Origin of the sequence: Pigmentiphaga litoralis (genome assembly GCF_014651835.1) — a bacterium.
Classification (GTDB): Bacteria; Pseudomonadota; Gammaproteobacteria; order Burkholderiales; family Burkholderiaceae_B; genus Pigmentiphaga; species Pigmentiphaga litoralis.
The window spans coordinates 118,326-131,370 of record NZ_BMXQ01000003.1 but is presented as its reverse complement, the minus strand read 5'-3'; the positions used below and the strand labels follow the sequence as shown (position 1 = coordinate 131,370).

Here is a 13,045-nt window from a genome sequence, read left to right as displayed (position 1 = left end):
CTGGCGCGGCGCCCCGCATGACGCATCCGAATGCCGTGGTGCGTTTCGTGTTGCTGGTGGGCGCGCTGCTGTGCCTGGCCTTGGGGGTGATCGGCATCTTCGTGCCGGGCCTGCCCACTACGGTGTTCATTCTGATGGCAGCGGCGCTGGCATCACGCGGGTCGCCGCGCCTGGCCGCATGGCTGGAAGGCCATCGCCTGTTCGGCCCCATGATCCGCGACTGGCGCGCGCACCGTTCGGTCAGCCGCCGCGCCAAATGGAGCGGCACCGTGATGATGATGCTGTGTGCGGCCTTGCTGTTCGCGACCGCCAGTCACTGGGGGTATGCGGCGCTTGGAACAGGGGTAATGGTGATCGTGGCCAGCTGGTTGTGGCTGCGGCCCGAGCCGCCTGCAGCGTCCGCGGCGGCGACTTCTGCAGTGTCGTCGACGGCGCCTTGCGCCCCGCCCGCTACCTCGTCATCCACCACGCCGCCACGCTGACTCCCAGCGCCACAAGGGCGGCCACCAGCGCCCAGTTCGCGCGCCGCGTGCGCTGGTCCTGCACCGCCAGGGCCTGGGTCACGCTCTGCATCTGTTCAGTCAGCTGAAGAATCAGTTCGGCCTGCTTTTCCTGCACGGCTTCCAGCTGATGCAGCTGTTCGACCAGGCTGTGCACCTGGTCCTTCGGATCGGCACTGGGATCGGGCGCCGCGATACGCTTGCGGTTCTTGTAGCTCTTCATCAACTTGCCGGACACGTCGACGAGCACATTGGCAAGACTCAGGATTTCTCCCACGGGCAAAGCCACGATAGAACGCTCCACACAAAAGACAAGGGCTGGCGCGTGCGACCCGTCACATCAGGTCTTACGCGCCAGCCCTTTTTACCATGCAGCCCCCGGGGGCTCAGGCTCCGTCAGTCGGCAATGGCCTTGCGCACCATGCCCGCCGCAGCCGTCTGGTGGGTGGCCTCGTCGATCAGGATGAAAGCGCCCGTAGTCGCGATCTCGTCATAGAGATCGACCACCAGCGGATCGCGCGTGGCGATCACCACGCGGCCAATGTCATTCATGGACAGCGACACATTGCCATCCTGCACGTCCAGCAGTTCGTGAATGTCCCGGCGTGACACCACGGCCTTGACCTTGGCCGACGTCAACCGCGTGCCTTGCTTGAGCAGGTACTTGCGGGCCGGGTTCAGCGCCTGGGTATCGAGCCAGCAGATCTCGGCGTCGAACTCACGCGTGACCGTGCCTGCGGTTTCGACATGGGACAGCACGTCGCCCCGCGACGCATCCACGTCTTCATTCAACACCACGGTGACGGCATCACCGGCAATCGCGACGTCGACCGACCCATCAAAGGTCACCAGGTCTTTCACGGTGGCTTCGGTACCAGCCGGCTGCACGACGATACGATCGCCACGGCGCAAGGTGCCGCTGGCGACCTGGCCCATGTAGCCACGGAAGTCGTCCGCGCGATCGCCGCCATGACGCGCCACCATCTGGATGGGGAAACGCAGTGCATGGTGATCGGTGCCTTCGCGCACTTCCAGCGATTCAAGCAGGGCCAGCAAAGGCTCACCGTCGAACCACGGCGTGTTGACCGACCGCGTCACGACGTTGTCGCCGGTCAGCGCCGACAGCGGCAGCACATGGAAATGCGCAATGCCCAGCTTGCCTGCGAATACCGAATAGGCTTCGCGGATCCGGTTGAAGACGGCGGCATCCCAGCCCACCAGGTCCATTTTGTTGACGGCGACAACCACATGCTGCAGGCCCAGCAGTTTGACCAGCATGCTGTGGCGGCGCGTCTGCGCCAGCAGTTGCCCGTCGATCACGCGGGTGGCGTCGATCAGGATGATGGCCACGTCTGACGTCGAGGCGCCCGTCACCATGTTGCGCGTGTACTGCTCGTGCCCCGGCGCATCGGCAATGATGAACTTGCGTTTGGGTGTCGAAAAATAGCGGTACGCGACATCGATGGTGATGCCCTGCTCGCGTTCGGCTTCCAGGCCATCGGTCAGCAGCGACAGGTCGATGGTGTCGCCCACGGTGCGTTTGTACTTGGCACGCGACATCGCATCGAGCTGGTCGGCAAAGATGCCTTTGCTGTCGTACAGCAGGCGGCCGATCAGGGTCGACTTGCCGTCGTCCACCGAGCCGGCCGTGATCAGGCGCAGCACACCGGTATCTTCCGTTGAAAAGAATGCGGGATCGGTCATCACGTTCATCAGAAATAGCCTTCTTTTTTGCGGCGCTCCATCGAGGCCTCGGAGGTCTGGTCGTCCATGCGGGTCGCGCCGCGTTCGGTAATGTCGGTCACCGCCGTCTCGGCAATGATCGCGTACGGATCGGCGGCATCGGACGCAACCGGGCACGTGCACGAGATATCGCCCACGGTACGAAAGCGCACCGTCACGTTCTCGATCGTTTCGCCGTCGGCCGGCGGCGTGATCGGCGTGACGGGCACCAGCAGACCCTTGCGGCGGATCACGTCGCGTTGATGCGCGTAATAGATCGACGGCAACGCCAGGTTTTCGCGGGCGATGTATTGCCACACATCCAGCTCGGTCCAGTTCGAGATCGGGAACACCCGCATGTTCTCGCCCTTGTGGACGCGCGTGTTGTACAGACTCCAAAGTTCGGGCCGCTGCGCCTTCGGGTTCCACTGGCCGAACTCGTCGCGGAACGAAAAGATGCGTTCCTTGGCGCGCGCCTTTTCTTCATCGCGGCGCGCACCGCCAATGCACGCGTCAAAGCCGAATTCTTCGATCGCTTCGAGCAGCGTCACCGCCTGTGCGGCATTGCGCGAATCGGTTTCCTTGCGCAGCACGACCGATCCGCGCTTCATGGAATCTTCCACGCTGCGCACGATCAGGGTCTCGTTCAGTTCCGCGGCGCGGGCGTCGCGGAAGGTGATGACTTCTTCGAAGTTATGCCCTGTGTCGATGTGCATCATCGGAAAGGGAAAGGCGCCCGGGCGAAAGGCCTTTTCGGCCAGCCGCAGCAGCACGCAGGAATCCTTGCCGCCGGAAAACAGCAGCACGGGTTTGGCGCATTCGGCCGCCACTTCACGCATGATGAAGATGGCCTGCGCTTCCAGCCAGTCGAGATGGCTGCGCGTGGGGGTCAGAGTAATGGACATGATTCAGCCTGAACGCTTCGAGAAATCAACAGAGACGGGAATGGCCGACACATTGCCGGCATGCAGCCCGCATTCCTTGGAGTCGGATGACTCCCACCACCAGCGGCCGGCACGCAGGTCTTCGCCGGGGCGGATGGCGCGGGTACAGGGTTCGCACCCGATGGACGGATAGCCCCGGTCATGCAGGGGATTGGTGGGCACGCCCAGACGGCGCAGCGTCTGCCACACGTCGTCTTGCGTCCACAGCACCAGGGGGTTGTACTTTTCGAGGCCGAACACGGGGTCGTGTTCCCGCTCGGGCAAGTCACCGCGAGTCACGGCCTGTTCCCGCCGCTGCCCCGTGATCCACGCGCTGTGCCCCGCCAGCGCGCCGCGCAGCGGCACCACCTTGCGGATCTCGCAACAGGCCTTGCGCAGCGGCACGCTTTCGTAGAAGGCGTTCGCGCCGTAATCGGTCACGTACTGGTCGACCGCCGCCGGATCGGGGCGGACCACGCGGATCGTCTTGCCGTAATGGGCCGTGATCGTGTCGATCATGCCCAGCGTTTCGGGGTTGAGCCGGCCGGTGTCGAGCGTGAAGATCTCGATCGGAATGTCATTGGCGTAAATGGCATGGGTCAGCACCATGTCTTCGGCGGCAAGCGAAGACGCCAGCACCACGTCAGGGTGGTCGGCGGCAATCTCGCGCAGGGTCGCGACCAGGGTGTCGTAGCGTGCATCGGCGGCGGCCGGCGAGCGTGGCGCGGCGGGGGCCGAGGTCCCTGTCGCGTTGCCTACGGCCGCGCCACTTTCATGCAATGTCGTGCTCATGTCAAAAATACCTGGGCGTTGCGTGGCCGGATGACCAGCGTTTCGCCGTTCTGCGGATTGAGTTGCTGGAATTCGGAAACCGGAATTTCGACTTCGATCGGGTTGTCGCGGCCATCGCGCACCAGTTCCAGATAGGCGCTGGGGCCCGACAGATACGCGCGCGAAAACGTCGTGACAATGCCTTCGTCGCCCACGGCGCCGCGGCGCACGTCGAACTCGTGCGGCCGCACATAGGCCGTGGCTTTCGCGTCCTGCGCCGTGGCGTGTTCCGGCGTCTTGAGCGCATAGCCTTCGACGTCGACCACACCGCCATGGGCGCGGCCATGGAACTGGTTCACGTCGCCCAGGAAGCCATACACGAACGGCGTGGCAGGCCGTTCCCACACTTCACGCGGCGTGCCGACCTGTTCGATCTTGCCGGAGTTCATCAGCACCACGCGGTCGGCCACTTCCAGGGCTTCTTCCTGGTCGTGCGTCACGAACACGCTGGCCACATGCAGTTCGTCATGCAGGCGGCGCAACCAGCGGCGCAGTTCCTTGCGCACCTTGGCGTCCAGTGCGCCGAAAGGCTCGTCCAGCAGCAGGACGCGGGGCTCAACCGCCAATGCACGCGCCAGCGCGATACGTTGACGCTGTCCGCCCGACAGTTGCGACGGGTAACGATCCGACAGCCAATCGAGCTGCACCAGATTGAGCAGGCGATGGACCTTCTCGCGGATCTCGGCTTCGCTCGGGCGGATGCTGCGCGGCTTGACGCGCAGGCCGAACGCCACGTTCTCGAACACGGTCATGTGCCGGAACAGGGCGTAGTGCTGGAACACGAAACCGACCTGGCGTTCACGCACGTGCACGTCGGTCGCGTCTTCGCCCGAAAACAGCACGCTGCCCTGATCGGCCGTTTCCAGACCCGCGATGATGCGCAGCAGTGTGGTCTTCCCACAGCCGGACGGGCCCAGCAGCGCGACCAGTTCGCCCGATTCGATATGCAGCGAAATGTCGTCGAGCGCCTTGAAGGACCCGAAGGCTTTGGACAGATTGCGGACTTCGATACTCATGAGGAATCCTTGTGCCGTTCACGCGGCAACGGTCTGCGGTCGAACCGCGGCGGCGCCCGGGCCGGGCACGGCGCTGGCGGCCGGACCGGGGTACTCGGCGGGCAGGCCGGCCTGGGCGCCCTGCCGCGACGATCGCCACTCGACCAATGATTTCAATACCAGGGTCACCCGCGCCAGCATGGAGGCCACCGCAAAGGACGCCTGGCAGGCATGTTCGTTGTACAGAATCTCGACGTGCAACGGGATGGTGTTGGTCTCGTCCCGGATCTGTCCGGAGACGACCGACACCGCCTCGAATTCTCCCATGGCGCGCCCATTGCACAGAATCACGCCATACAGCAGGCCCCACTTGATGTTCGGCAGGCTCACGCGGCGACGACTCGCGCGCCAGAAGGGAAAGGTCACGAAGGTCCTGGCCAGCCACCCCGGGCGACACGTGACGGCCGCTTCCGCCGCTTTTATTGTCGAGCCGACATCATCGGTGACGCGGCGCAGCAAGGGAACGAACTCTTTGCTTATTGTTTATTCCTTAAAACCATATGGAAGGAGTGCGTTAGAACATTCCTGTCTTTATGCGCTGAGCACATAAGGCCATGGGCAGACGGTCGCTGGACATCACCTGCGCACAAGGCACCACCTCTGGAAGAAGACCGCAAGCTGGTAGCCGGCCAAGCCCGCCCTGGTGCGCGCCGCGGTCTTGCCCGGTGCCCCGGCGTGCGCCAGGCGCCCGACGCCGTGTAGCGAGCAATAAAGGGCAATGAAAGGAAAATAAAAAGCCGGCGTTCTTTCGAACGCCGGCTTTCGACTCACGCAGGCGGCGCTGGCCGCCCACCCTGCTTCAGTTCAGCTTGCCCGTCTTGCCACCGATGCTGTAGCGGCCTGCGCCCAGGAAGGCGATGGCCAGACCCGTGAACAGGAAGAAGGCCTGGAGTTCCAGCGCCCAGCCGCCTGTCTTGGTGATGGTGCCCAGCTGGCCGCTATGCGCCAGAAAGATCGCGAACAGCATGTTGATGACCACCAGCACGCCGCCAACACGGGCATAGATGCCCAAAATCAGAAGGATCGGTGCCAGCACTTCGCCCACGTACGCACCGTAGGCCACGAAAGCCGGCAGCCCGTGCGACGCAAGCATGCCCTCGGCGCCACCGACGCCGTTGAATACCTTGTTGATGCCGTGCAGCAGAATCAGGATGCCCAGCGTCAGGCGCAAAATCAGTTTGCCGAGGTCGTCGTTGTTGTTCATCAGCAGATCCCTATTGATCGAAGATTGGGTGGTGAAGCGAGAGGTCAAAGCACAAGACCGTGACCCTATCAGGACAATGCCCAGCCGTCGAGAGGCGCTCTGCCATGGAACAGGATTCGACCGATTACTTGTTGGGTTGTGGTGTCGTGCGCAGGTAAGGCTTGACGACCGTGTGACCCTTCGGGAACTTCGACTTGATGACTTCAGGATCCTGGATCGACGGCAGGATGATCACGTCCTCGCCATCTTTCCAGTTCACCGGCGTGGCGACGCTGTACTGGTCGGTCAGCTGCAGCGAATCGATGACGCGCAGGATCTCATCGAAATTGCGGCCGGTGCTGGCCGGATAGGTAATGGTCAGGCGGACCTTCTTGGCCGGGTCGATCACGAACACCGAACGGACCGTGGCGGTCGCGCTGGCGTTGGGATGGATCATGTCATACAGCGTGGACACCTTGCGATCGGCGTCGGCCAGGATCGGAAAGTCCACGGTGGTGTTCTGGGTTTCGTTGATGTCGCCGATCCACTTCTGGTGCGACGCGGCTTCGTCCACCGACAGCGCCAGCACCTTCACGTTGCGCTTGGCGAACTCTTGCGCCAGCTTGGACGTGTAGCCCAGCTCGGTCGTGCACACGGGGGTGAAGTCCGCGGGGTGCGAAAAAAGCACACCCCAGCTGTCGCCGAGATACTCATGGAATGTGATGCGGCCCTTGGACGAGTCCTGCTCGAAGTCGGGGGCGGTATCACCGAGGCGTAATGTCGACATGTTGTTCTCCACGTAATGGTTTTGTCGTTAAGACTGTCGCAACGGGGCGATCGCAGCAAGCAATTCTGGAGGCTGGACGCGCGCCGGCGAACCAATACTTGCACATATCGATATGCCAGGCAAAGGGCCGCCAGCGCGTTTTGGCGGCTTGCAAGGGGTAGCGGCCTACAGAACTTGTAGTAATAAACAAAAGAGTAAATCTTCGTTCCAAGTAATGAAGACAACGAGGATGATGCACCCCATGCGTCTACAACCCCTCATCGTCCCTGGCTGGCGCAATTCCGGCCCCGAGCACTGGCAAAGCGTCTGGGAAGCCAGCCTGCCACGCGCCAGCCGCGTGGCGCAGGCCGACTGGGAAACGCCGCGCGTGGCGGACTGGGTTGCTGAACTGTCGGCCGCGATCGAGGCCTCGAATCGCCCGCCGCTGCTGATTGCCCACAGCCTGGGCTGCGTGACGGTGGCGCATCTGCCACTAGGCATTCGCGACAAGGTTGCCGGCGCATTGCTGGTCGCGCCGGCCGATGTGGAACGGCCCGGGGCGCCCGCTACCCTGCACAGTTTTCGTCCGGTGCCCCTGCATACCCTGCCCTACCCGAGCGTGGTCGTGGCAAGCACCAATGATCCCTATTGCTCGCTGGATCGTGCCCGCCGTTTTGCCGATGCGTGGGGCAGCCGCCTTGAAGTGCTGGAAGACGCTGGCCACATCAACGTTGCATCGGGGTATGGCGACTGGCCTCAGGGCCTGAAGCTGCTGGCCGCGCTGCGGCGCCGCGCGCGCTGGCGTGTCCCGGTCGCCGTCTGCCGTACGCCCCCGCTGGCCGGGCATGTGCCGCCGCTGGGCTCGCACTGACCCATATCCCCTCTCTCCCCCTCATTTTCAATTCATTCGCAGTCCATCAAGGAACCCGAGTTCATGTTCAAGAAATTCATCGCGTTGAGCGCCGTCACCGTGGCCGCCTTTGCTGGCGGCACGGCGCACGCCCAGGAAAAAGCCCTGCTCAACAGCTCCTATGATGTGGCGCGTGAACTGTTCGAAGCCGTCAATCCGAAGTTCATCGCCGCCTACAAGGCCCAGAGCGGCGAAACCCTGGTCATCAACCAGTCGCATGGCGGCTCGTCGCGTCAGGCGCAGGCCATCCTGCAGGGCCTGAAGGCCGACGTGGTCACTTTCAACCAGGTCACCGACGTCGACTTCCTGGCCGACCGCAACCTGCTGGCCAAGGATTGGCAAAAGAAGTTCGCCAACAACAGCTCGCCGTTCTACAGCACCATCGCCTTCCTGGTGCGCAAGGGCAACCCCAAGAACATCAAGTCGTGGGACGACCTGGTGCGCGATGACGTGAAGCTGGTGTTCCCCAACCCCAAGACGTCGGGCAACGCCCGCTACACCTATCTGGCCGCCTGGCTGTACGCCAACCAGCAGACCAAGGGTGACGATGCCAAGACCAAGGCGTTCGTGGGCAAGCTGCTCAAGAACGTTGCCGTGTTCGACACCGGTGGCCGCGGCGCGACCGTCAGCTTTGCCGAACGCGCGCAGGGCGACGTGTTGCCGAGCTTCGAATCGGAAGTCAACAACATCAAAAACGAGTTCAAGAGCGCAGGCTACGAAGTGGTCGTGCCCCCGGTCAGCATCCTGGCTGAATTTCCGGTGGCGGTGGTGGACAAGGTGGTCGATGCCAAGGGCACCCGCAAGGAAGCGACGGCCTACCTGAACTATCTTTACACCAAGGAAGCCCAAACACAGCTCACGACGTTTTATTATCGTGTCCACAACCCTGAGGTCGTGAAGGCGACGGCAAGCCAGTTCCCCGCCGTCAAGCTGCTTCGCGCGGAAGAGTTGTTCGGTTCGTGGGACAACATCACCAAGACCCACTTCGGTTCGAACGGCATTCTCGACCAGCTGCTCGCTCAGGGACGATAATCTCGGGACTTCAACGCCCGACGAGGAATAGGACACCTGGTGCCCCGATCAACCGTGTTTTTTACCCGGCATCCCACGCTGCCGGGATTCACGCTCAGCTTTGGTCTGAGCGTGTTGTTTTTGAGCCTGGTCATTTTGCTGCCGCTGTCGGCGCTGTTCATCTATACGAGCGGCATGTCATGGCAGGAATTCTGGGGCGCCATTTCCGACCCCCGGGTGGTGGCGAGCTACAAGGTAACCGCACTGGGCGCCCTGTACTCGACCATCATCGTGACCGGGGTGGGGCTGCTTCTGGCCTGGATCATCACCCGCTATGACTTCCCGGGACGCAAGCTGATCGACACGCTGGTCGACCTGCCCTTTGCGTTGCCGACCGCGGTGGCCGGCCTGACCATGGCCGCGCTGTTTGCCGCCAACGGCTGGATAGGCCAGTACTTCGCGATGTTCGACATCAAGATCGCCTACGCCTTTCCGGGCATCGTGATCGCCATGATCTTCACCAGCCTGCCTTTCGTGGTGCGCGCCGTGCAGCCCGTGCTGCAGGACGTCGGCCCGGAATACGAAGAAGCCGCGCATACGCTGGGCGCCACACGCGCGCAGACCTTCTGGCGCGTGATTCTGCCGTCGCTGGTGCCGGCCCTGGTAACCGGGGCATCGCAGGCCTTCATTCGCAGCCTGGGCGAATTCGGCGCGGTGATCCTGATCGCGGGCAACATGCCCTTCGAGACCGAAATCACGTCACTCATGATCTTCGTGCGCCTGGCCGAATTCAATTACCCGTCGGCGGCCGCCATCGCGTCGGTGGTGCTGCTGGCCTCGCTGGTGCTGCTGTTCACGCTGCAGCTGCTGCAAGGCCGATTCCTTTCCTGGCAACGCAGGGGCTAGCCATGCAGAAACCTCGTGGTTGGCAACAATGGTCATTGGTGGCGGCAGGCCTGGTCTGCGTCGTGGTGCTGCTGATTCTTCCGCTCGTCATCATCTTTGCCAAGGCCTTCAGTGCGGGCTGGGCGGCGGTCGCGCACAACCTGGCGGATCCGGATATGGTCCACGCGATCCAGCTGACGCTGTTCACCGCGGCGATCACGGTCCCGGTCAACCTGGTGTTTGGCATCCTGCTGGCCTGGTGCGTGACGCACTATGAATTTCGCGGACGCAAGCTGCTGGTCACCCTGATCGACATTCCCTATGCCACCTCTCCGGTGGTCGCGGGCCTGTGCTATCTGGTGATCTACGGCAGCGAAAGCGCCCTGGGCGCGTGGTTCTCGGCCCATGACATCCAGTTGATGTTCGCGTGGCCCGGCATCGTCATGGTCACGATTTTCGTCACGTCGCCGTTCGTTGCGCGCATCCTGATTCCGCTGATGCAGGCGCAAGGCAGCGACGAAGAACAGGCTGCGCTGACCTTGGGCGCAGGCGGATGGCAGATCTTCCGGCGTGTCACGCTGCCCAATATCAAGTGGGCGCTGCTGTATGGCGTCGTGATCACCAATGCACGCGCCGTGGGTGAGTTCGGCGCGGTCTCGGTCGTGTCAGGCGCGATTCGCGGGCAGACGGTGAACCTGCCGCTGCTGGTGGAACAGCTGAACGACGATTACAAGACCGTGGGAGCGTTCACCGCCGCGGGTCTGCTGGCCTGCATGGCGCTGCTGACGCTGGTGCTCAAGACCGTCATGGAATGGTCGCAGAGCCGTCGGGAACAAGGCCAGGGAGCGGCGGCGCGGCTGGGAGTGCGGCATTGATGGACGGATAGGCGCGTGCCCCTTTCCGGCACACCTATGACAACGGCCCGGCAACATCACGTTGTCCGGGCCGTTGTTTCAGGTGCTGCCTGGCAGACTCAAACCGCGACCAGCTTGCGGTTTGCCGCCCCCGGCAAGGCCCGCAGGCTCTTGTTCAAGGACGTCTGGTAGGTCTTGGCCTGCACCGTATCCACCACGTACCAGTCCGACCGGGCTTCTGTTGCCGTCACGGTCATGACCAGATAGCCGCGTTTGGCTGTCTCGGCATACTTGAGCGATCCGGCCAGCCGCACGCCCGCGCCCAGGGTGTTGAGATTGGCCAGCGAGGTCAAGGCAAAGGCCAGCTGGTCGGCCGGGAAGCCGGCGCCCAGGTATTCCTCGAAGCCCGGCGACGTGACGGATGAGGTCGCGAATTCCACCCCCACCGGCGTTCCGGCAAAGCTGCCGGCGCCGACCCGCAGATCGCTGGACCAGGCGTTGTGGGTATCGCCCGCCAGAACGACCAGGTTTTTGTCCAGCGCACGCGCGATTTCAAATACCGTTTCGCGCGCGGCCCAATACCCATCCCAGGAATCCAGGTTGTAGGGGATCGACGGCAAGGACAGCAGCGCCTTTTGCGCGGCGGTCAGGGTCGGATCCCCGGCGGCCTGGCGGCCCAGCAAGGTCAGGTAGGCGACCGGGTCCAGCTTGATGGTGGCCGGGATCTGCACGTTGCCAAGCTGTCCGGCGCCTTCGAGCAGGCCCAGCAGCACCGGCAAGGGGATCTGCACGGCGCCCATCAGCACTTGCTGTCCAAGCACCTGCCAGGTGGCTTTGGACGCGCTCATGCGCTGCTGCAGCCAGGTGGTCTGCTCGGCGCCCAGCAGTTGCCGGTCGGCCTTGGACACGTCACCGGCAAATTGCGCCAAGAAGGCCTGCACGCCCGCAACCGGATCCGGATTGCCAAGCAGCGCCGGAAAGTAGGTGCTGTAGTCCAGCTGCTTGTTCCGGGCAATGACCCGCGTGTCGAGCATGTGCAGCGACATCAGCTCGCCAAAATCAAAGCTGCGGTAGATCTTGTTCAGCGGGCTCTGTTCACGGGTGGGCAGCCACTCGTGGTACGCCCGGATGGCCGCGGCCTTGCGCAAGGCAAAGTCGCCTTCGGTGGCGGGCTGGTGGTTTTCGGCGCCGTCCGTCCACGTGTCGTTGGTAATCTCGTGGTCGTCCCACACGGTAATGAAGGCCAGGGCGGCATGCGCCTTCTGCAGGTCCGGGTCGCTGCGGTATTGCGCGTAGCGGCGGCGGTAGTCGGCCAGCACGACGATTTCGTTGGCGGGGTCCGACACGCGGCCCAGGGCCACTGCCTTTTCCGATGCGTAGCCCGTGCTGGCGTATTCGTAGATGTAGTCGCCCAGGTGGACGGCGGCATCCAGGTCCGTGCGCTTGGCGACCTCGGCATAGACATGGAAGTAGCCGGCCGGGTAGTTGGAGCACGACACCACGGCAAGGCGGACAGCATCGACCTTGCCGACCGGCAGCGTCTTGCCCTTGCCAACTGGCGAGGTCCGATCGCCCTTGCGGAAGCGATAGCGGTAGACGGTGGCGGGCGACAAGCCGTCCACGTCGACCTTGACGGTGAAGTCGCGGGACGCATTGGTGGTGGCCGATCCGGAGCGGACCACCGCGGTGAACGCGTCGTCGGTGGCAACCTGCCAGTCGACAGAGACGTCACCCTCGCCATTGCCCTCGGGCACGGCGCGCGTCCAGATCACCAGACGGTTGGACAGCGGATCGCCGCTGGCGACCCCGTGGGTAAAACCCAGCGCGGGATCGGCGTCATCGCCGCCGCCACAGGCAGCCAGACTGAGGGTCGCCGACACCGATGCGGTGCCAGCGGCCACACGCCGGAAGAAACGACGGCGTGACAAAGCAGTGGAGTCGGCCATGACCATTCCCGAAATTGAAGTCTCGGGAGTGTGGGCGCGCTGCGTGACAGCAGGATGAAGGTGAAAGGCGGCGTCAACCCTCGGTGTTGACGGGCGTCTCTTCGGGCGGGGGCAGGATCTCGCGCACGAGTTCGGCCGGGCGGCACAGGCGCACGCCCAGCTTGGTCGACACGATAGGCCGGTTGATCAGGATGGGGTTGTCCACCATGGCATCGAGCAGTTGTTCATCGGTCACGGCCGGATCGTTCAGGCCCATTTCGACATACAGCGCCTCTTTCTGGCGGACCAGATCGCGGACTTCCATGCCGCCCTGGCGGGCAAGGCCAGACAGCGTGTCGCGCGACGGCGGCGTCTTCAGGTATTCGATGACCGTGGGCTCGTAGCCCAGCGACTCCAGCAGCGCGAGCGTGGTCCGCGAGGTGCCGCAGGCCGGGTTGTGATAAATGGTGGGTTGCATGA

At 63.5% G+C, this 13,045-nt stretch carries 14 protein-coding genes and 1 pseudogene; 5 read left to right on the top strand and 10 right to left on the bottom strand.

Annotated features, from left to right (window positions below; translation table 11 throughout):
* Positions 1 to 17 precede the first annotated feature (17 nt).
* Positions 18 to 482, top strand: coding sequence for a YbaN family protein (locus IE116_RS23625; protein WP_189616109.1), 465 nt, complete (start codon positions 18 to 20; stop codon positions 480 to 482).
* On the opposite strand, the gene IE116_RS23620 is transcribed toward IE116_RS23625, so the two are convergent.
* The 8 genes and pseudogenes from IE116_RS23620 to IE116_RS23585 form a co-directional block, all read right to left on the bottom strand.
* On the bottom strand, positions 451 to 789 hold the full coding sequence (locus tag IE116_RS23620; protein WP_189616107.1) for a hypothetical protein: 339 nt from the start codon (positions 787 to 789) through the stop codon (positions 451 to 453). The genes IE116_RS23625 and IE116_RS23620 overlap by 32 nt on opposite strands.
* 107 nt (positions 790 to 896) lie before the next feature.
* Positions 897 to 2,213, bottom strand: coding sequence for a sulfate adenylyltransferase subunit 1 (locus tag IE116_RS23615; RefSeq protein ID WP_189616104.1), 1,317 nt, complete (start codon positions 2,211 to 2,213; stop codon positions 897 to 899).
* Positions 2,213 to 3,127 carry a sulfate adenylyltransferase subunit CysD gene (gene cysD / locus IE116_RS23610; RefSeq protein ID WP_373303098.1) on the bottom strand — a complete coding sequence of 305 codons (915 nt, stop codon included), beginning with the start codon at positions 3,125 to 3,127 and terminating at the stop codon, positions 2,213 to 2,215. The genes IE116_RS23615 and cysD overlap by 1 nt, the downstream gene beginning before the upstream one ends.
* A 3-nt stretch (positions 3,128 to 3,130) precedes the next feature.
* Positions 3,131 to 3,937, bottom strand: coding sequence for a phosphoadenylyl-sulfate reductase (locus IE116_RS23605; RefSeq protein WP_189616102.1), 807 nt, complete (start codon positions 3,935 to 3,937; stop codon positions 3,131 to 3,133).
* Positions 3,934 to 4,992, bottom strand: coding sequence for a sulfate/molybdate ABC transporter ATP-binding protein (locus tag IE116_RS23600; RefSeq protein WP_189616100.1), 1,059 nt, complete (start codon positions 4,990 to 4,992; stop codon positions 3,934 to 3,936). The genes IE116_RS23605 and IE116_RS23600 overlap by 4 nt, the downstream gene beginning before the upstream one ends.
* Before the next feature lie 18 nt (positions 4,993 to 5,010).
* Positions 5,011 to 5,511 (bottom strand): annotated as a pseudogene (locus IE116_RS23595) (ABC transporter permease family protein); the annotation flags it as partial.
* Positions 5,512 to 5,830: 319 nt separating this feature from the next.
* Complete coding sequence (locus IE116_RS23590) at positions 5,831 to 6,235, bottom strand: DoxX family protein (RefSeq protein ID WP_189616099.1); 405 nt, start codon at positions 6,233 to 6,235, stop codon at positions 5,831 to 5,833.
* 124 nt (positions 6,236 to 6,359) lie between these two features.
* A complete protein-coding gene (locus IE116_RS23585; RefSeq protein ID WP_189616097.1) occupies positions 6,360 to 7,001 on the bottom strand; it encodes a peroxiredoxin in 642 nt (213 codons plus the stop codon).
* A 241-nt stretch (positions 7,002 to 7,242) separates the two neighbouring features.
* Between IE116_RS23585 and IE116_RS23580 the strand changes: the two genes are divergently transcribed.
* The 4 genes from IE116_RS23580 to cysW all read left to right on the top strand — a co-directional run bounded on the left by IE116_RS23580 (position 7,243) and on the right by cysW (position 10,661).
* Entirely contained in the window at positions 7,243 to 7,851 is a 609-nt protein-coding gene (locus IE116_RS23580; protein WP_189616095.1) for an RBBP9/YdeN family alpha/beta hydrolase, read from the top strand.
* Positions 7,852 to 7,914: 63 nt separating this feature from the next.
* Entirely contained in the window at positions 7,915 to 8,922 is a 1,008-nt protein-coding gene (gene cysP, locus IE116_RS23575) for a thiosulfate ABC transporter substrate-binding protein CysP (protein ID WP_189616094.1), read from the top strand.
* A gap of 39 nt (positions 8,923 to 8,961) precedes the next feature.
* The gene (gene cysT, locus IE116_RS23570) at positions 8,962 to 9,807 is read left to right on the top strand and encodes a sulfate ABC transporter permease subunit CysT (protein ID WP_189616093.1); all 846 of its coding nucleotides are present in this window, start codon (positions 8,962 to 8,964) and stop codon (positions 9,805 to 9,807) included.
* A 2-nt stretch (positions 9,808 to 9,809) separates the two neighbouring features.
* Positions 9,810 to 10,661: a sulfate ABC transporter permease subunit CysW gene (gene cysW, locus IE116_RS23565; protein WP_189616092.1), complete on the top strand. Its 852-nt coding sequence runs from the start codon at positions 9,810 to 9,812 to the stop codon at positions 10,659 to 10,661.
* Between the two features lie 98 nt (positions 10,662 to 10,759).
* On the opposite strand, the gene IE116_RS23560 is transcribed toward cysW, so the two are convergent.
* The gene (locus tag IE116_RS23560; protein ID WP_189616091.1) at positions 10,760 to 12,586 is read right to left on the bottom strand and encodes an alkaline phosphatase D family protein; all 1,827 of its coding nucleotides are present in this window, start codon (positions 12,584 to 12,586) and stop codon (positions 10,760 to 10,762) included.
* A gap of 73 nt (positions 12,587 to 12,659) precedes the next feature.
* Positions 12,660 to 13,043, bottom strand: coding sequence for an arsenate reductase (glutaredoxin) (gene arsC / locus IE116_RS23555; RefSeq protein WP_189616090.1), 384 nt, complete (start codon positions 13,041 to 13,043; stop codon positions 12,660 to 12,662).
* Positions 13,044 to 13,045 lie beyond the last annotated feature (2 nt).